General features: G+C 59.5%; 22 protein-coding genes. 10 read left to right on the forward strand and 12 right to left on the reverse strand.

Annotated features, from left to right (window positions below):
* Positions 1–12: 12 nt before the first annotated feature.
* The 6 genes from SynMITS9220_RS04055 to SynMITS9220_RS04080 form a co-directional block, all read right to left on the reverse strand.
* Positions 13–756, reverse strand: coding sequence for an MBL fold metallo-hydrolase (locus SynMITS9220_RS04055; RefSeq protein WP_186990926.1), 744 nt, complete (start codon positions 754–756; stop codon positions 13–15).
* 63 nt (positions 757–819) lie between these two features.
* Positions 820–1,692 carry a DMT family transporter gene (locus SynMITS9220_RS04060; RefSeq protein WP_186990928.1) on the reverse strand — a complete coding sequence of 291 codons (873 nt, stop codon included), beginning with the start codon at positions 1,690–1,692 and terminating at the stop codon, positions 820–822.
* Positions 1,693–2,895 (reverse strand): chloride channel protein, encoded by a 1,203-nt coding sequence (locus SynMITS9220_RS04065; RefSeq protein ID WP_186990930.1) that lies wholly within the window; start codon positions 2,893–2,895, stop codon positions 1,693–1,695.
* A complete protein-coding gene (locus SynMITS9220_RS04070; protein ID WP_186991843.1) occupies positions 2,892–3,113 on the reverse strand; it encodes a 2Fe-2S iron-sulfur cluster-binding protein in 222 nt (73 codons plus the stop codon). The genes SynMITS9220_RS04065 and SynMITS9220_RS04070 overlap by 4 nt, the downstream gene beginning before the upstream one ends.
* Before the next feature lie 26 nt (positions 3,114–3,139).
* Positions 3,140–4,621, reverse strand: coding sequence for a cobyric acid synthase (locus SynMITS9220_RS04075; RefSeq protein WP_186991845.1), 1,482 nt, complete (start codon positions 4,619–4,621; stop codon positions 3,140–3,142).
* Between the two features lie 124 nt (positions 4,622–4,745).
* Positions 4,746–5,171: an Npun_F0494 family protein gene (locus SynMITS9220_RS04080; protein ID WP_370594365.1), complete on the reverse strand. Its 426-nt coding sequence runs from the start codon at positions 5,169–5,171 to the stop codon at positions 4,746–4,748.
* 10 nt (positions 5,172–5,181) lie between these two features.
* On the opposite strand from SynMITS9220_RS04080, the gene SynMITS9220_RS04085 reads away from it, so the two are divergent.
* Positions 5,182–5,754 carry a nucleoside triphosphate pyrophosphatase gene (locus tag SynMITS9220_RS04085; RefSeq protein WP_186990932.1) on the forward strand — a complete coding sequence of 191 codons (573 nt, stop codon included), beginning with the start codon at positions 5,182–5,184 and terminating at the stop codon, positions 5,752–5,754.
* Between the two features lie 78 nt (positions 5,755–5,832).
* The gene (locus tag SynMITS9220_RS04090; protein WP_186990934.1) at positions 5,833–6,093 is read left to right on the forward strand and encodes a hypothetical protein; all 261 of its coding nucleotides are present in this window, start codon (positions 5,833–5,835) and stop codon (positions 6,091–6,093) included.
* A 128-nt stretch (positions 6,094–6,221) separates the two neighbouring features.
* Here SynMITS9220_RS04090 and psbC read toward each other — a convergent pair whose 3' ends face one another.
* On the reverse strand, positions 6,222–7,610 hold the full coding sequence (gene psbC / locus SynMITS9220_RS04095) for a photosystem II reaction center protein CP43 (protein ID WP_186990936.1): 1,389 nt from the start codon (positions 7,608–7,610) through the stop codon (positions 6,222–6,224).
* A complete protein-coding gene (gene psbD, locus SynMITS9220_RS04100) occupies positions 7,594–8,649 on the reverse strand; it encodes a photosystem II D2 protein (photosystem q(a) protein) (protein ID WP_006041823.1) in 1,056 nt (351 codons plus the stop codon). The genes psbC and psbD overlap by 17 nt, the downstream gene beginning before the upstream one ends.
* Positions 8,650–8,870: 221 nt before the next feature.
* Here psbD and SynMITS9220_RS04105 point away from each other — a divergent pair, with 221 nt between their 5' ends.
* Together SynMITS9220_RS04105 and SynMITS9220_RS04110 are read left to right on the forward strand one after the other, a co-directional pair.
* Complete coding sequence (locus tag SynMITS9220_RS04105) at positions 8,871–9,407, forward strand: photosystem I assembly protein Ycf4 (protein ID WP_186990939.1); 537 nt, start codon at positions 8,871–8,873, stop codon at positions 9,405–9,407.
* A 6-nt stretch (positions 9,408–9,413) separates the two neighbouring features.
* Entirely contained in the window at positions 9,414–10,103 is a 690-nt protein-coding gene (locus SynMITS9220_RS04110; RefSeq protein ID WP_186990941.1) for a peptidylprolyl isomerase, read from the forward strand.
* A gap of 12 nt (positions 10,104–10,115) precedes the next feature.
* On the opposite strand, the gene ilvN is transcribed toward SynMITS9220_RS04110, so the two are convergent.
* Entirely contained in the window at positions 10,116–10,646 is a 531-nt protein-coding gene (ilvN, locus tag SynMITS9220_RS04115; RefSeq protein WP_067097610.1) for an acetolactate synthase small subunit, read from the reverse strand.
* On the reverse strand, positions 10,643–11,623 hold the full coding sequence (locus SynMITS9220_RS04120) for an alpha/beta fold hydrolase (RefSeq protein ID WP_186990943.1): 981 nt from the start codon (positions 11,621–11,623) through the stop codon (positions 10,643–10,645). The genes ilvN and SynMITS9220_RS04120 overlap by 4 nt, the downstream gene beginning before the upstream one ends.
* Before the next feature lie 16 nt (positions 11,624–11,639).
* On the opposite strand from SynMITS9220_RS04120, the gene SynMITS9220_RS04125 reads away from it, so the two are divergent.
* The 5 genes from SynMITS9220_RS04125 (at position 11,640) to SynMITS9220_RS04145 (ending at position 15,016) form a co-directional block, all read left to right on the forward strand.
* Positions 11,640–12,800 (forward strand): N2,N2-dimethylguanosine tRNA methyltransferase, encoded by a 1,161-nt coding sequence (locus SynMITS9220_RS04125; RefSeq protein ID WP_255483214.1) that lies wholly within the window; start codon positions 11,640–11,642, stop codon positions 12,798–12,800.
* A gap of 27 nt (positions 12,801–12,827) precedes the next feature.
* Positions 12,828–12,926, forward strand: a complete 99-nt coding sequence (gene petM, locus SynMITS9220_RS04130; protein ID WP_011933540.1) for a cytochrome b6-f complex subunit PetM — start codon at positions 12,828–12,830, stop codon at positions 12,924–12,926.
* 55 nt (positions 12,927–12,981) lie between these two features.
* Positions 12,982–13,944 (forward strand): NAD(P)H-binding protein, encoded by a 963-nt coding sequence (locus SynMITS9220_RS04135; RefSeq protein WP_186990947.1) that lies wholly within the window; start codon positions 12,982–12,984, stop codon positions 13,942–13,944.
* A gap of 77 nt (positions 13,945–14,021) precedes the next feature.
* Positions 14,022–14,237, forward strand: coding sequence for a hypothetical protein (locus SynMITS9220_RS04140; RefSeq protein WP_067097622.1), 216 nt, complete (start codon positions 14,022–14,024; stop codon positions 14,235–14,237).
* Positions 14,237–15,016 (forward strand): methyltransferase domain-containing protein, encoded by a 780-nt coding sequence (locus SynMITS9220_RS04145; RefSeq protein ID WP_186990949.1) that lies wholly within the window; start codon positions 14,237–14,239, stop codon positions 15,014–15,016. Before SynMITS9220_RS04140 ends, SynMITS9220_RS04145 begins: the two co-directional genes overlap by 1 nt.
* Here SynMITS9220_RS04145 and SynMITS9220_RS04150 read toward each other — a convergent pair.
* A complete protein-coding gene (locus SynMITS9220_RS04150) occupies positions 14,991–15,626 on the reverse strand; it encodes a pseudouridine synthase (protein WP_186991847.1) in 636 nt (211 codons plus the stop codon). The two genes, SynMITS9220_RS04145 and SynMITS9220_RS04150, sit on opposite strands and share 26 nt — an antisense overlap.
* Entirely contained in the window at positions 15,605–15,757 is a 153-nt protein-coding gene (locus SynMITS9220_RS13315) for a hypothetical protein (RefSeq protein ID WP_255483215.1), read from the reverse strand. The genes SynMITS9220_RS04150 and SynMITS9220_RS13315 overlap by 22 nt, the downstream gene beginning before the upstream one ends.
* 323 nt (positions 15,758–16,080) lie before the next feature.
* Between SynMITS9220_RS13315 and infA the strand changes: the two genes are divergently transcribed.
* Positions 16,081–16,350, forward strand: coding sequence for a translation initiation factor IF-1 (infA, locus tag SynMITS9220_RS04160; RefSeq protein WP_006041809.1), 270 nt, complete (start codon positions 16,081–16,083; stop codon positions 16,348–16,350).
* Positions 16,351–16,353 lie beyond the last annotated feature (3 nt).

The following is a 16,353-nucleotide window of genomic DNA, read 5'->3' on the forward strand; positions in this document are numbered from 1 at the left end:
GTTGATCTTTCTCTAGCGCGACCCTGATGGCAATGGGATCTCTCGCCCCACCGTGGGTGTGATCAGCGTGCAGTCTTCGGGAAGATCGCCGCAATCTGTCGAGGCGTCAGCGGCGTTCAGCAGGTTGCTGATCATCCCGCTGAATTTCACATCGCCCCCGGTGGTGCTGGCCAGCACGGTCTTGGGCTGGAATCGGCTGATCAGATCCGGCATCACGCGAGCGCCTGTAATGAATGCTCCCAGCATTGGCAAGCCAAGATCCACCACCGGAGTGATCAGGGTGTCAACGCTGCGGTGATCGATCGCAGGATCCAAGACACCATGCGGTTCGAGATAGAGGGAACCCTCGGGCCAGTCCAGCAGGTAGCCGTTCTCCACTGCCGGGACTGCTGCTCCTGCAGTGGCCTGGATCTTCAGTCCAGCGATCGTGGTGGTGTCGCCGGGTCGAAGCTCGGTGATGGTCTCAAATCCCAGACGCTGCACCACACGCGCGGCGGCTGCCGATGCCACCACGGGGATCTGTTTTGACAGGGCCTGGAGCGTTTCTGGATGGGCATGATCTGGAAGCCCCTGCGTGAGCAGAAGCAAATCAAGCTGATCCGGAATGGGCATCAGTTCTGGCATCTCACCTTTCAGCAACCAGGCACCTGGTGGAAACACCAGTGGACCACTGAGCCATGGGTCCAGCAGCACCCTCAGTCCAGCCATGGTCAGCAGCCAGCCATTGGCTCCGAGATAGGTGGCTGTGTCTGTCATCTCCGGTCAGTTGCATCGCAGCGACGCTAGTCAATGCGCTGGTTCAGCCGAGCGCTTTCCAGCTCAACTCAGCACTGCCAGGCCAACGCCTGTGACGGACAGTGTTGAGGCCAACAGCACGGACGGTTTCAGCTGATCTCCTTCGGCACGCGCCACCAGCAGGGCCATCACCGGTGCCGTGCTCAGCACGGTGATGCCGATGCCCAGAGGCAACCTCTGCAGCACAACCTGTTGCAGCAGGATCCCCAGAATGGTTCCCAGCACTGTTGCAACCAGCACCCGCGGCCAACGCACACTGCGCGGGCGTGGTTGCGGAAATCTGGCTGCCAAGCGCAGCCAGGGAATCAACAGCAGCAGGCCGCCTAGCAGACGGCAGGCAGCACTTTGCAGAGGTGTCAGCTCACTGTTGACCAGAACAGTGCGCGAGACGGCGGCGCCTGCCACACCGCAGACCACAGCCAGCAAGCCCATCACCAAGCCCTGTGCCTGCTCATGGCGGCTTCGGTCGACCAGTCGTGTGGCGTCAGGAGGTTGCTGCACGGCAACTAACACCACGGAAATCGTGACCAGCAGTGCCCCAGCCCAGCCCTGAACAGAGAGCTTCTCTCCCATGGCGAACCAGCCTCCAGCAGCGGCTGCGACGGGCGCGAGCGACTCCAGGGTGAGAATTCTGCGTGTCCCGAGACGTCTCAGTGAGGCGAGATAAAAGCTGTCTCCCAGTGAAATTCCCAGACCACCACTGATCAGTAGCAGCATCAGGCTCTTCCCTTCTTCGTTCCAGGGGAGTGTGACCAGCACCGGCAGCAATGCTGCGCAGGCGATCAGATTCTTCAGCCCATTGAGTTGAACCGCGCTGAGAGAGGTGGAGAGACCTCGCCACAGACTGCTCGCCAGGGTCCATGCCAGTGCTGCAACCAATCCGGCCAGGATTCCCACTTAGTGCCTCCGCTGCAGGATCAGACCCACCAGCAGGCCGATCACCAGCGCTCCGGCTCCATGGCCCTGCAACAGCGTGAGGCCGAGCACCAGTCCAAGTAGCGGCGAGTTGAGCAGCACCGCAAGGCACCCCCCGACAACACCCCCACTCCAGATGTCGATGCTGCCAATCCAGGGAATCCATTCGTGCAGTCCCATCCCCAGTGCGCTGCTGGCGAGGATCACTGGAAAAAACTGGCCGCCTCTCCATCCGGTCTCCAGACACAGTCCGACCATCAACAATTTGACCAGGGCTGACAGCACCAAGACGCTTGTCTCCAGCCTCCATTCCTGCAGGACGAGGGGTTTCAACTGGTTCTCCCCGGAGAAGCCAACCAGTGGCAATCCCCAGAGACAGAGCCCAATCAGCAAACCTGTGCCGATCGGGATCCACCAGAAGCGTTCCAGTAGCCGCAACTGTTGGAGCCAATGCCGCCAGCGCTTGATGACCTGTCCGGCGAGCCAACCCGCCAGGCCAGCGAGCATGGCCGCCAGCAACGCACTGATGCGTTGCGAGGGATCAGAGGGCCAGGCATAGGGCACGCCTCGCATGCCTCCGCCCAGGTCGCTTAAGCCATGGAAGGCCACAAAACCGGCCAATCCTCCAAGGGTTCCTGGCAGCCAGCGCCAAATCAGCTGCCATTGACGTCCGGCTAATGCTGCGCCGCCCACCAGGGGTGAGCGGAACAATCCCAGAGATCCCGCCATTGCAGCAGCCAGCAAGTCACGATCCGCGCCTTTCCAGACGGCGTGGCTGGCGACGGCGACGAGGCGGGTCATCAACGCCTCCGGGCCGAGAGTTCCCCCGCCAGCGAGTGCCAGCATGCCTCCGATCACTTGCCTGAGGCCCTGATGCGTGTCCAATCCTTCCGGTTGCCGTAGTTCAGCGAGCGTCTCCGACATTTCCGGGAGCTCACTGCCTGAGCGTCGCCGTTGCAGCAGGCTGAGAGCGATGCCGATCGTTCCCGACCAGGCCAGACACCACAGCAAGGAGCGATCGCTGGGTAAACCGCGCGCGACCGATACACCCCAGATCCAGGTCTGGAGCATGAGCGTGCTACTCACCACCAGCGCTGCCAGCGCTCCTCCCGCGGCTCCAGCCAGTAGGGCACGTGCAGTTCCGACCAGCAGACTGCGAGCTGGGGTTGGTGGCGGATGGTTCACCAGTAGGGGTCGGTGGCCAACTCCACCTTGAGTTGACCCGATGCTGACGCAGGCACGCTGCTGATGCAGGCCCTCACGGTGGTGCCATCAACATCGATCTCGCAGGCGCCGCAACTGCCTCCCATGCAGCCAGTGGGTACATGCACGCCGGCCTGCCGCGCTGCCGCCAACCAGTCTTCGCCCTTGTAGCTGACGCTGCGCTGACCGTCCGGCCACATGATTTCCACCCTTTTGTGCCCAGAGGTCACGTGGATGTGTCCAGCAGTGGTTCCAGATTCACATGTTGTTCAAAGGCATCGGCCAAGCGGTCGAGCAGCGCGTCTCTCTGACGACTGTGGTGCGGTTGCTGCTCACTGAGATCCGCCAGCCCGCGTCTGCGTCGAAGCCGGTTCAGCCAGCGTCGTCGCCAGGGCCCGTTCTCAAAGATTCCATGCAGATAGGTTCCTGCGGTGGTCGCACGGATCCAGCCCAGGCCTTGTTCTGCACTGAATGTTTCGCAGTCTTCGATGGCTTCGCTGCTTCCCCGATGCAGTTCGAATCCCTCCACCTTCAGCTGCGGTTGCTGATCAGGCCAAAGCACAAGAGCTTGGCGTTGATGCAGTGCCTTGTCGCCGCCGAACACGGTTCGCAGGGGGAGCAGGCCAAGGCCGGCGACGTCGCTGCCGGATTGTCCTGGTAGCCCTTCGCCCTCCAGTCCATCGGGATCGTGCAATTCCGCACCGAGCAACTGCATGCCGCCACAGATGCCGAATAGCTCACCGCCGTTGTTGGCAAAACGGATCAGTTCAGCGTCTAGTCCGCTACTGCGCAGGGAAGCAAGATCGCGAAGGGTCTGTTTACTTCCCGGGATCACGACGGCATCGGGAGACCCAAGCGCTTCGCCCGGTGCGATCCAGCGCAGCTCAACGGTTGGCTCCGCCTCCAGAGGGTCGAGATCAGAAAAGTTGCTGAGTGAGGGTAGTTTCACCACGGCAATTTCAAGCTCAGCGCTGCGCTTGCGGCCTCTCCTCTCCAGCAGGTCGAGGGAGTCTTCAGGCGGAAAGAGCTCGTCAAGCCATGGCATCACTCCAAGAACCGGAATGCCTGTATTGGTATCGAGCCAGCGTCGACCTTCATCGAAAAGTTCTCGTCTGCCTCGGAACCGATTAACCAGCAGCCCGCGGATCAGTCGCCGTTCATCAGGTGTCATCAACTGGAGAGTGCCGATGATCTGGGCGAACACGCCTCCGCGTTCAATATCGGCAACCAGCAGGCAATTGGCTTGCAGGTACTTGGCAAGACGCAGGTTGGTGAGATCGCGTGCCTGCAGGTTGACTTCGACCGGGCTGCCAGCTCCTTCAAGCACAAGTCTTCCGCCTGGATGATTGGCCTGCAGATCCTCGAGACCCTGGCGGATGGCAGCCCAGCCGGAGTCGAACCAGTCTCGGTAGTAATGCTCTGCCCTGCAGGTGCCGGCGGAGCTCCCAAGGTGAATCACCTCGCTGGTCGAATCGCCCTGCGGTTTGAGCAGCACTGGGTTCATAGCATGCACCGGCTCCAGCCCGGCGGCCCAGGCCTGCAGGGCCTGGGAGTAGGCCATTTCGCCGCCGTTCTGATCCACCCAGGCGTTGTTACTCATGTTCTGCCCCTTGAAGGGCAGCGGTGTTTCGCCACGCCGTTTCAGCACTCTGCAGAGCGCTGCTGTCATCAGCGATTTTCCTGCACCACTACTGGTGCCGAGCACCATCAGTGGGGTGGGTCGGGAGGTTCTGCTCACTGCGCTTTGCCGAGAATCGCAAGCTGCGGCATTGCAGTGATTTGTGCTCGACTTCGCATCAATTCTGCTGGCTTGTTAGTCATCCTGTGCTCACTCACCAGCGGGGGCGGTGTCGACGACACCAGTGCACCAGACGGCTTCCAATGCCTGCTGAGGGGATCGTTTCAGGCCAGGGGATCAGCACCTCCCTGCCAAGAGGGGTCAGACGCACCCGTTCTGTAAGACCCTGGCCGTCAACTTCCCGGCGTAGAACCCCCAGTTGAATCAGCCAGATGAGCAGATCCTCTGTCTCGCTGGCATTTAATCGTCGCCTGGTCTGTGCAGGCCAATCTGGTCTTGCCACCAGTTCTTTGCTGCTCAGGGCTGCCTGTTCCACGTTGCGGTAAAAGCTGCGTTGGAAAGGAAGGCAGCAAACCGCTTGGCGTGCTCGCCTCATGGCATGCCTTGTGAGTTCGCTGGGGTCCTGAAGAGTCACACGTGACGTGCTGTCGATGCCATTCTCGTTCTCAGCGCCGCTCACTGAGAGACCAATGTTGCTGCTGGCTTCAGCGTCCCCGGCAAGACGTCGTCTCCTCGAGCAGGCGGCCATTCCCCATCGTGTCGAGATCAGCGGTGTTGATGAAGAGGCCATTCAGGATCCCGATCCGATCGCACTGGTCAGGCGTCTGGCTCAGGCCAAGGCGCTGGCCGTTCGCAGCCAGCTCAAAGACGATGCCATCACAGCCGTGCTCGGATGTGATTCGTTGTTTGTTTTTGCTGGAGAGGTGTACGGAAAGCCAGCTGACTCGGCTCAGGCTGTGCAACGTTGGCAACGCATGCGTGGTGCCTGGGGTGATCTGCACACTGGTCACTGCCTGATGTCAGGCCTTGGTTTGACATCGCAAGAGCCGCTGATTGAGTGTGTGACCACCAAGGTGATGTTTGCTGATCTCAGCGATCAGGAGATTGCTGCGTATGTCGCCAGTGGCGAACCGCTTCGTTGTGCAGGAGGCTTTGCATTGGAGGGCCTTGGAGGCTCCTTTGTGGAGCGTCTCGATGGCTGTTATTCGAATGTGATCGGCCTCAGCTTGCCGTTGTTGCGGCGTTGGCTACCGCAGGTTTGAAACATGGCAAGGGGAGACGTTGCCATTTTCCTTTCCCCGTAGCTAATGCGAAGTCAGGCCCTCTTCACACCCTTGGCCATGCTTCGTTTTCTCCTCTCTGGACTCGGTACAACTCTGTTTTCAGCAACGCTTGCTCTTAGCGCGTCGGCAATGGAGCCTTTGTCGGTGAGTGCCACCGATCAAGGCAATGCTTCATTGAGCCTCCATGCTGAGCAGGCTTATTTCAAGGAATCCATGGATGAATGGAGTCGCTCGGTCCAGGGGGTTCAGCTTCCGAAGGCCGGACAGGAGCGGCATCAGCCTCCCAAAGGCCATACGTTGCTCGATCTGGACTTCTGACTCCGCTTTTCTGTCTCAGCCGCGCGTTGTGATCGATCATTGATGTCGTCCATGAAAAAAGCCCCACCGTGAAGTGGGGCTGGATGACGATCGAATTGTGTGATCTCGATTGGGTCTGATCGTGATGATCAGTCGAGGTCTGGCATGGCCAGTGAAGGCTCTGCTGAACGGTCGATACCCTTTTCGAAACCTGCAGCAGCAGCACGTGCGCGTCCTGCATGCCAGAGGTGACCCACCAGGAAGAAGAAGGCGAGCACGAACTGAGTCGCTGCCAACCACTGGCGGATGTTCACGAAGTTCACCGAGTTGGGCTCGGTGATGATGCCGCCAACGGAATTCAGGGATGCGTTGGGGGCGTGAGTCATGTACTCAGCAGCACGACGAACCTGCCAAGGCTGGATGTCGTTCTGAAGCTTGTCGAGACTCAGGCCGTTGGGTCCACGCAGGGGCTCAAGCCAGGGACCACGGAAATCCCAGAAACGCATCGTTTCACCACCGAAGATGATTTCACCGGTCGGTGAACGCATCAGATACTTACCAAGGCCGGTTGGGCCCATGGCGGAACCAATGTTGGCGCCGAGACGCTGGTCTCTCACCAGGAAGGTGAAACTCTGGGCCTGTGAAGATTCGGCGTTGGTGGGGCCGTAAAACTCAGAGGGATAGGCGGTGTTGTTGAACCAGATGAATGCCGAGGCAATGAAGCTCATGAAGCTCAGAGCACCAAGGCTGTAGCTCAGGTAAGCCTCACCATTCCAGATGAAGGCGCGACGCACCCAACCGAAAGGCTTGGTGGTGACATGCCAAATACCGCCGAAAATCAACGTAAGACCAAGCCAGATGTGGCCACCGATGATGTCCTCCATGGAGTTCACACCGATGATCCAGCCCTCTCCACCGAAGGGAGCGCGGAACAGATAGCCGAAGACCACACCCGGATCGAGAGTCGGATTGGTGATCAGACGAACATCGCCGCCGCCCGGTGCCCAGGTGTCGTACACGCCACCGAAGAACATGGCCTTGAAGACCAGGAGCAAACAGCCAACGCCCAAGAGAATCAGGTGATAACCAATGATGTTGGTCATCTGATTCTTGTCGCGCCAATCCTGGGAGAAGAACGTGGAGTAGTTCTCCAGGATTTCTGGTCCGCGAATGGCGTGATACAGACCGCCGAGACCAAGCACAGCGGAACTGATCAGGTGCAGAACACCGACGACAAAGAAGGGATAGAGATCGGTGACTTCGCCACCGGGACCTACGCCATAACCGAGTGTGGCGACATGGGGGAACAGGATCAGACCCTGCTCATACATGGGCTTGTCGAAGGTGAAGTGACTCACCTCGAACAGCATCATGGCGCCGGCCCAGAACACCATCAGACCTGCGTGGGCCACGTGGGCACCGAGCAGACGGCCTGAAAGGTTGATCAGACGGGCATTGCCAGCCCACCAGGCATAGCCGGTGGAGTCGAGGTCTTTACCGCCAGTGGCGATAAGACCGGAATTAAAGGGCGTTTCCACGGGGCAGAACCTCTTCAGGGAAGACGAAGTTTTCGTGCGGCTGGTCAGCCGGTGCCATCCAGGCACGCAGACCTTCATTCAGAAGGATGTTCTTGGTGTAGAAGGTCTCAAATTCGGGATCTTCTGCAGCGCGGATTTCCTGTGACACGAAGTCATAGGCGCGCAGGTTGAGGGCCAAACCGATGATGCCGATGGAGCTGGTCCACAGACCCATCACAGGCACGAACAGCATGAAGAAGTGCAGCCAGCGCTTGTTGGAGAAGGCGATACCAAAGATCTGACTCCAGAAGCGGTTGGCGGTGACCATCGAATAGGTCTCTTCTTCCTGGGTGGGCTCGAACGCCTTGAAGGTGTTGGCCTGCTCACCATCCTCAAACAAGGTGTTTTCCACCGTTGCACCGTGAATGGCGCAAAGCAGTGCACCGCCGAGGATGCCGGCGACGCCCATCATGTGGAAGGGGTTGAGGGTCCAGTTGTGGAAGCCCTGCAGGAAGAGGAGGAAGCGGAAGATCGCTGCCACACCGAAGGAGGGCGCGAAGAACCAGCTGCTCTGGCCGAGGGGGTACATCAGGAAGACACTGACGAACACCGCAATCGGGCCGGAGAAGGCGATGGCGTTGTAAGGGCGGATGCCGACCAGACGGGCAATCTCGAACTGACGCAGCATGAAGCCGATCAGTGCGAAAGCACCGTGCAGTGCAACGAAGGCCCAGAGGCCGCCGAGCTGACACCAGCGAACGAAATCACCCTGGGCTTCAGGGCCCCAGAGCAACAGAAGGCTGTGACCCATCGCATCAGCGGGGGTGGACACAGCAGCAGTCAGGAAGTTGCAACCTTCCAGGTACGACGAGGCAATGCCGTGGGTGTACCAGGAGGTGACAAAGGTGGTGCCTGTGAGCCAGCCACCGATGGCCAAGTAGGCCGTTGGGAAGAGAAGAATGCCGGACCAGCCGACAAAAACGAAGCGGTCGCGCTTGAGCCAGTCATCGAGGACGTCAAACCATCCCCGCTGTGGCGCGCGTCCTACAGCGATCGTCATGAGTGAGAACGGGTGCGGATAGCCGCAGGCTGTGGGATACCCGGCGACCTTAACAATTTCAGCGAGGGTTGCGGGGGCGAATCCCTTCACCTGAAACCCCTTGTATCGGAACATTTCTTCGGGGTTTCTTCCGCTTTGGTTTCAGCCTTTGTGGCAGAGCCGCCGAACGTCGCCATCGATGCCGCTTCAGCGGTCACAATGGGCGCTGCTTCCGGGCTGTGATGGCCGCTGATCTGCTTGAACAACCTGTCGTCGGTTCTCGGCGGCTGTCCAATGTCCTGGTCGCCGCCATGGTCACCATTGGTGGCGTCGGCTTTCTGTTCGCCTCGCTCTCCAGTTATTTGGGGCGTGATCTTCTTCCTCTAGGCCACCCTGCAGGACTTGTATTTGTCCCCCAGGGTCTGGTGATGGGGCTGTACAGCATCGCTGCAGCCCTTCTTGCTACCTATCTCTGGACGGTGATCGCCATTGATGTGGGCGCCGGCATGAATCGTTTCGATAAATCCTCAGGGTTGGTGACTATTTCTCGCCGAGGTTTTCGCAAGCCCATCAGTGTTGAGATACCGATCAAAGACATCAAGGCTGTCAAGGTTGAAGTCCGTGATGGCTTCAACACTCGCCGACGTGTGTCTTTGCGCGTTCAGGGTCGACGCGACATGCCCCTCACTCGAGTGGGTGAGCCTCTACCTCTCGCCCAGCTCGAGCAGGACGGAGCTGAACTTGCACGCTTTTTGAATGTGAACCTGGAAGGGCTCTGAATGACCATGATTCGTCAATCCATCAAGACACTGATGGCACTTGCCTTGTGTCTGCCTCTTTTGGTGAGCTGTGCGTCCAGCACAACGGCTTCGATACCGGTTGGCTGCGAGCAGGCCAGCAGTCCTTGCCTTCAGGGCAAGGCCAGCGTTGAGCTCACCACCAGCAAGGGCTCGATCACCCTGGAACTCAACGGCGATGCCGCGCCTGTGACGGCTGGGAATTTCCTTGATCTGGTTCAAAGGGGTGCCTACAACGGCACTGTTTTTCATCGAGTGGTGAGGGACCCGGTTCCATTTGTGGTGCAGGGCGGTGATCCCTCCTCTAGTGATCCCGCGACTCCAAAGTCGCAGTACGGAACGGGGAGCTTCGTTGATCCGACCTCCGGACAGGCACGTTTTGTGCCTCTTGAGCTGTCCTTTAACGGCGAAGACCAGCCCCGTTATGGCCGCGTTGTAAGTAATCCCACTGAGCTTGTGCAGCTCAAACTCAGCCATGAACGCGGCGCCCTGGCTATGGCTCGCTCCCAGGCTCCAGATTCCGCCAGCGCCCAGTTCTACATCGCACTCAAGCCGCTGCCAGAACTCGATGGTCGCTACGCCGTCTTCGGTCGCGTGACTCAAGGTCTTGATGTTGTGGATGCCATCCGTCAGGACGACACCATCGAGAAGGCCGTGGTGTTGACACCCGGTCTCTGATCAACGAGATGCTCAGGCGGGCACGCGCCCGCCAGAACTTGAAGCCTTGAGCATTTCAGTGTTCACTCCAGAAGCTCTTTCCAGTGCGACCTTGCCGGTTCGAGCGATTTCCTCGATGCCATAGGGCGCCATCAGCCGTTCCAGCGCCACCAGCTTCCCTGGATCGCCGACAACCTCCAGGGTCAGAGCATCGTCTGCGACGTCGACCACCTTGGCTCTGAACACCTGAACTAATTCAAGGATTGCGCTGCGTTGAGCCGCCGGTGCGGAGACTTTCATCAGCATCAACTCCCGTTCGACTGCAGGACGCTGGGAGAGGTCGAGAACCTGCAGCACGTTGACAAGCTTGTCGAGCTGTTTGCTCATCTGTTGAAGGGTGTGCTCGTCGCCTTCGACCACCATGGTCAGCCTTGAGCGACCAACAGCCTCAGCAGGACCAACCGCAAGGCTGTCGATGTTGAAGCCACGGCGTGCGAACAGGCCGGCTATTCGGCTGAGGGCGCCTGATTCGTCCTCCACCAGAACCGACAGAGTGTGCTTCATGCGGGGTGACCGATCCCTGGTGCGCTTGTGCTTCCCAAATTACGGTCCAGCCAGTGCAGCAACTCCAGGTGAAAGCGATCGGGTGTTTCGTCGTGGGGGCAATGGCCGGCGTTTTCGATCACCTTGAGCTCCACCCATGGGTGCTGAGATCGGACCCATTCGCCGATCATCAACGGCACGAATCGGTCCTGGCGCCCCCAAATCAACAGAATCGGAGGAGCGTTTCGCATGGTCTTCAGTCGTTGCAGCAGCACTGGGGCGGTGACGTTTCTGGGACGGAGAGCCATGCCCACGCTCATCGCGCGAAGGCTTCTGGCAGCTGTCCCCCTGAGGGCAGGCTGAGCGATCAGGGCCTGCAGCTCCCGGTCGGTTCGGATTGATCGTTGATAAGCACCCTGAAGCCCAGCCCGCAGCAGAGGAGTTCGCGCGATCAGCGGCACGATCAGTTCCAGAGGCAGCAGGCGGCAGATCGCTGTCACCGTGATGCGTCGTAACCGCTCCAGCCAGCGGGACTGCTGTTGTGGCATGGGGCGCAGCAGGGTGGGGTCCGGCAGAGGTGCTGCAACGGCGGCTTTCACCAGTTCGGGTCGCAACGCAGCGGTGGTCAGAACGGTGAGGCCCCCCAGTGAGTTGCCCACAAGCACCGCCGGTTGCTGCACCACCTCTTCGAGAAAGGCGGCCAGTTGCCTGGACCACAATCTGTTGTCGAGTGAGAAGTGCCGATTCAGTCCGGGCTGGTCGGAGCGCCCGAAGCCGATCAGGTCGAGGCTGAACACCCGATAGCCCGCTGCGGCAAGGACTCCGGCGTTATGCCTCCAGTGACTGCTGCTGGCGCCAAAGCCGTGAATTAGCACGATGGGCTGAGCCGAGGGTTGCCCGAGAACCCGCCAGTGACACTTGAGATCCAGCCAGTGCCATGTGCTGGCTTCTCCCCAGTCGGCACCGGTGGAGGCAGGCTGGAGAGCGGTTGCGTGCACGCACCTGGAAGCACCGGTGTCTCACTATCGCGAAGGAGCTGTCTGTCTGCAGACGGGATCAGGTTTTTTCCGCAAGGATTCGCGACCCTCCAGGGATCTTTCGGTTCTGCTGGCGGCCCACCAAGCCTCAGAGGCTCAACGGCCACTGCGCTGGCTTGACCTGATGGCCGGTTGTGGCATCCGCGGTCTGCGCTGGGGGCTCGAAGCCTGTCCCGAATCCAGACCCGATCTGGAGCTTTGGTTGAACGATGCCGATCCAGATCGCAGCTCGTTGTTGGAATCGAACCTTCAGCGTCTGCAGGGTGTGCGTGGTGTGTCGTTGACAACCACCAATTGGGCGGCGGAGCGTCTGCTGCGCCAGGCCTACCTCGATCAGATCTTCTTCGATCTGATTGATCTGGATGCCTTCGGTTGTCCCAATGCCCTACTTCAGTCGGCCTTGGCGGTGCTGCGCTTCGACGGCCTCCTTGTTCTTGCCAGCACAGATGGACGTTCGCCAACCGGCCATGACCGCCGTGCGGCGGTGCGTCATTTTGGGGCAGCAGCGCGAGCCCATCCCGCCAGTTGGGAGCTGGCTCTGCGACTTCAGCTGGCAGTGCTAGCAAGAGAAGCCTGGCAATTAGGCCGGGGGCTTGAACCCGTTGCCAGTTTCAGTGAAGGACGCACATTCCGGCTTGTTGTGCGATTGCGCCAGCGCTTGGCCGCTGATGAGGAATCGCAGCTAGGCCTGCTGGCACGTTGCGAGCGCTGTGGTGATCAAGCGGTTCAACCCCTGTTGAAGCTCTCGGGCTGGAGATCCTGTCGCTGCACGGATGGCCAGGGCCGATGGGCGGTGACAGGTCCGCTCTGGCTCGGGCCTTTGCAGATGCCTGCAGTTCTGGCTCAGTTGCTCAAGCTTGCCGATCCACAGCTAGACACTCTTTCAGTTGCTGGTCGGCTTCTGCTGCAACGCCTGCAGAGGGACTGCGGATTGCCGGTCTGCTGCTGGTCCACTGCTGAGCTTGCCAGCCGGCTCTCTCTTGCTGGACCACCTCCGCTGGAGGAGCTGGTTCAGGCGCTGCTGAGTGCAGGCCACCAGGCATGCCCCAGCGCAGTCATGACCGGCCAGCTGCGCACCGATGCGCCGATGGCTGAGTTATTACAACAATGCGTTCAACACGTTGCTGGAGATCGTTAAATAGAAGCTGATTCAGAGCACTGTTCGATGGCTTCGGAGATTTTCGGGATTGCAGCTGTGTTTTGGGTGCTGATTCCCGTGGGCCTGGCAGGTGGAGCCTTGCTGCTCAAGCTGCAGAAGGACTGATCTCCGCAGTGCGAGGGAACGCCAACTAAGCTCCTCGCTGGACTTTGAAAGCCCTATGCAGGTTCTTGTGGTCGGTGGAACAGGAACCTTGGGCAGGCAGATCGCCCGCAGGGCTCTTGATCAAGGTCATGACGTTCGCTGCATGGTGCGAATCCCAAGGAAAGCGTCCTTCCTTCAGGAGTGGGGTTGCGAACTCACTCGAGGTGATCTGCTGAATCCAGCCAGCCTCGATTACGCCCTCGACGGAGTCGATGCCGTGATCGATGCGGCCACCAGCCGCCCTGACGATCCCAAGAGCATCTATCAAACAGACTGGGACGGCAAGCTCAACCTTCTCCGAGCCTGTGAACGCGCCGGTGTGAACCGTTTCGTGTTCCTCTCGCTTCTGAATGCTGAACAGCACCGAGATGTGCCGTTGATGGACATCAAATATTGCACTGAAAAACTTCTGAAGGAATCAGAGCTCGACTACACCATCCTTCAGGGTGTGGCGTTCATGCAGGGCGTGATCAGCCAGTTCGCCATTCCTGTTCTGGAGAGCCAGACCGTTTGGGTGAGCGGCAGCCCCACATCGATTGCCTACATGAACACGCAGGACATGGCTCGCTTCGCCGTGGCTGCGCTCGACCATGCGGAGACGGTGCGCAAGACATTTCCCGTTGTTGGGCCCAAGGCCTGGAACAGCGGTGAGGTTGTTCAGCTCTGCGAACGTGCTGCTGACAAGTCAGCGAGGGTGTTTCGAGTGCCCTCCTTCATCATGCGATTCACCGAATCGATGTGTTCCTTCTTTGAACCTGCCGTGAATGTGGCTGAACGTCTGGCATTCGCCGAGGTGTCAGGAGGTGGTGTCTCGATGGATGCACCGATGGAGGAGACCTACCAGAGCTTCGGCATTGATCCCGGCGAGATCACTCACCTTGAGGACTACGTCAAGGAGTACTACGACTCAATCCTTAAGAGACTCCGGGCGATGGAGGCTGATCTGGATAAGGACGCCAAGAAGAAACTGCCGTTCTGATCGAAGCCGAACTTCAGTCGACTAGTTGATGCGTACTAGTCTTTTCTATACATTGAATTCATCCGCCTTTCCTCAAGATGTCTGCCGCTCAAGTCAAGAATCTGCAGCGACGTCTCGACAATCTTGCCCGTGAAGCCGAGACGGAGCTTGACCGCGCCTGTGGTCATGATCTTTGGCGCAATGTGGGCTTCGATGCCTTCGACAGCCTTGAGGACAGCGACCGCCGAGCGAGCGCGAATTACTACTACGGTCAGTGGTCGACTGTGCGTGAATTGCTGGAGGCCCTCGGCTGATGAGCGAAGGATGTTGTGGACCGGCTCTCGATCAGACCCAGGCCGTTGAACAGCGCTATGGAGCTGCAGCGCTTGAGCAGGAAGCCTGTCTCTGTACTCCGGTCGCCTTTGACGCCTCCTTGCTCAAGGTCATCCCCGAGGAGGTGGTGGAGCGTGATTACGGCTGCGGCGACCCGACGCGCTGGGTTCGTTCGGGTGACACCGTGCTGGATCTGGGCAGTGGCAGCGGCAAAAATGCCTTCATCTGTGCCCAGGTCGTAGGTGGCGATGGCGCGGTGATTGGCGTGGACCGCAATGCCGACATGTTGGAGCTTGCCCGCGTTGCAGCTCCAGTGGTGGCCGAGAGAATCGGTTACAGCAACGTTCGCTTTCTGGAGGGGGCAATCGAAGCTCTTGATGCGCCAACCCCAACGGGTGAGCTGCTGATTCCCTCAGCCAGTGTGGATGTGGTGCTGAGCAATTGTGTGCTCAATCTGGTGAATCCTTCAGCGCGTTCGGCTCTACTCGCCAACATCCGCAGAGTGTTGCGACCCTCAGGCCGCGTCGCCATCAGCGACATTGTGTGTGATCGCCCTGTTCCTCAGCATCTTCAACAAGATCCAGATCTCTGGAGCGGTTGCATCAGTGGTGCTTGGGAGGAGGACGCCTTCCTCGCCGATTTCCGTGCACTCGGCTTTGAGGATGTGAGCTATGCCGACCGCTCCGAGCAGCCATGGCGTGTTGTGGAAGGCATCGAATTCCGTGCTGTGACGCTCACTGGCGTTTTGGCTGCTTGTTGAGCAGGGCATTAAGGCGTTGATGCTCGTCCGACGTGATCTCACGCCATTGACCTGAGGCGAGGCCGCTGAGGTTGAGAGGTGGCCCTCCATCCATCAGATCAATGCTGTGGCGGATCAGTCGCAGCGTTGGAAGCCCCACGGCCGCTGTCATGCGACGCACCTGGCGGTTGCGCCCTTCCCTCAGGCTGAGTTGCAGCCAGGTGGTGGGAATGCTGAGCCTGGTGCGGATTGGCGGGTTGCGTGCCGTGAGTGTCTGTTCGTGTTCAGCAGCCAGACGTTGGGCCCTTGCAGGCCTGGTGAGCTGCTGTTTGACCATCACCCCATCGCAAAGAGCATCCAGCTGGCGTTGATCAGCACTGCCCTCAACCTGCACCCAGTAGGTGCGCCAATGGCCAAAGCGGGGGTCTGTTAATCGTTGTTGCAGGCGGCCATTGGCGGTGAGGAGGAGCAGCCCTTCGCTGTCGGCGTCCAGACGACCTGCCGCATAAACATCAGGAATAGTCACCCAGTCGGCAAGGCAGCCCCATCGGCTGCCCGGTTCCGGTGTGAACTGGCTGAGGACTCCGTATGGCTTGTGAAGCAGAAGTGTCAGGAGTGTTCGCCGAAGCAGATCAAGAGTGCTTCGCCCCGGGTGGAGGCGTCGTTGATGTGATCATCGTGCAGGTGTTTCATGTTTTCGGCCTGCATTTTCCTCATGGTGGCCTGGGTGAAGACGTGACACTTTCCCTTGGCCAGGTTCACCACATGCATGGGAGTCGTTGCCTAATGCACCTGATCGAGAACCTGGAATCAGACCGAGTCAGGTTGACGAAAGAGGCGAGAGCGGACTCGGACAGGGCGTTTTGGCGATTTCAGAAGGTTAGGTGGATTTCTGGCGGGCACGCCACAGGTTCACAGCACCGATGGAAATCATCAGCAGCCCCAGATCCATGGAGAGGGGAGGGAGAATCATCGGCTCGTTTCAGGATCAGCCGACCTTAGGGAGAGCTCATCTGTCTTGGGGCTGCTCAGACAGCAGGCGGCCTCCTAAAATGCAGGAACGTTTTGCGGGTCAATGCCGGCGCATGATTGAAACCTCGGGTGTGATCGAGAAGGAACAGGGCAACGGGTTTTACCTGGTGACCCTGGAGCAGCCCGCAGGTCATCAATGCCTTTGCCGTGCCGCGGGGAAACTCACCAAGTTCAGAATCAAGCTGTTGGCCGGCGACAAGGTGCTGGTGGAGATCAGTCCCTATGACCTGACCCGTGGCCGGATCACCTACAGAGAACGCAACGCTGGTGCCCCCGGTGGCCGACCTGGTGGTAACCGTCCGGGTGGCCCTCGTCGCCGTTGAGGC

Source organism: Synechococcus sp. MIT S9220, from assembly GCF_014304815.1.
In the GTDB taxonomy this organism is placed as follows: Bacteria; Cyanobacteriota; Cyanobacteriia; order PCC-6307; family Cyanobiaceae; genus Synechococcus_C.

What these genes read in the sequence shown, in the direction of transcription:
- SynMITS9220_RS04055 (WP_186990926.1), bottom strand. Translation starts at nt 756, where the DNA reads ATGACAGACACAGCCACCTATCTCGGAGCCAATGGCTGGCTGCTGACC.
- SynMITS9220_RS04105 (WP_186990939.1), top strand. Translation starts at nt 8,871, where the DNA reads ATGGCCGCTGATCTGCTTGAACAACCTGTCGTCGGTTCTCGGCGGCTG.
- SynMITS9220_RS04075 (WP_186991845.1), bottom strand. Translation starts at nt 4,621, where the DNA reads ATGGTGCTCGGCACCAGTAGTGGTGCAGGAAAATCGCTGATGACAGCA.
- SynMITS9220_RS04090 (WP_186990934.1), top strand. Translation starts at nt 5,833, where the DNA reads ATGCTTCGTTTTCTCCTCTCTGGACTCGGTACAACTCTGTTTTCAGCA.
- petM (WP_011933540.1), top strand. Translation starts at nt 12,828, where the DNA reads ATGGCTTCGGAGATTTTCGGGATTGCAGCTGTGTTTTGGGTGCTGATT.
- infA (WP_006041809.1), top strand. Translation starts at nt 16,081, where the DNA reads ATGATTGAAACCTCGGGTGTGATCGAGAAGGAACAGGGCAACGGGTTT.
- psbD (WP_006041823.1), bottom strand. Translation starts at nt 8,649, where the DNA reads ATGACGATCGCTGTAGGACGCGCGCCACAGCGGGGATGGTTTGACGTC.
- ilvN (WP_067097610.1), bottom strand. Translation starts at nt 10,646, where the DNA reads ATGAAGCACACTCTGTCGGTTCTGGTGGAGGACGAATCAGGCGCCCTC.
- SynMITS9220_RS04070 (WP_186991843.1), bottom strand. Translation starts at nt 3,113, where the DNA reads ATGTGGCCGGACGGTCAGCGCAGCGTCAGCTACAAGGGCGAAGACTGG.
- SynMITS9220_RS04140 (WP_067097622.1), top strand. Translation starts at nt 14,022, where the DNA reads ATGTCTGCCGCTCAAGTCAAGAATCTGCAGCGACGTCTCGACAATCTT.
- SynMITS9220_RS04085 (WP_186990932.1), top strand. Translation starts at nt 5,182, where the DNA reads ATGTTGCTGCTGGCTTCAGCGTCCCCGGCAAGACGTCGTCTCCTCGAG.
- SynMITS9220_RS04135 (WP_186990947.1), top strand. Translation starts at nt 12,982, where the DNA reads ATGCAGGTTCTTGTGGTCGGTGGAACAGGAACCTTGGGCAGGCAGATC.
- SynMITS9220_RS04145 (WP_186990949.1), top strand. Translation starts at nt 14,237, where the DNA reads ATGAGCGAAGGATGTTGTGGACCGGCTCTCGATCAGACCCAGGCCGTT.
- SynMITS9220_RS04110 (WP_186990941.1), top strand. Translation starts at nt 9,414, where the DNA reads ATGATTCGTCAATCCATCAAGACACTGATGGCACTTGCCTTGTGTCTG.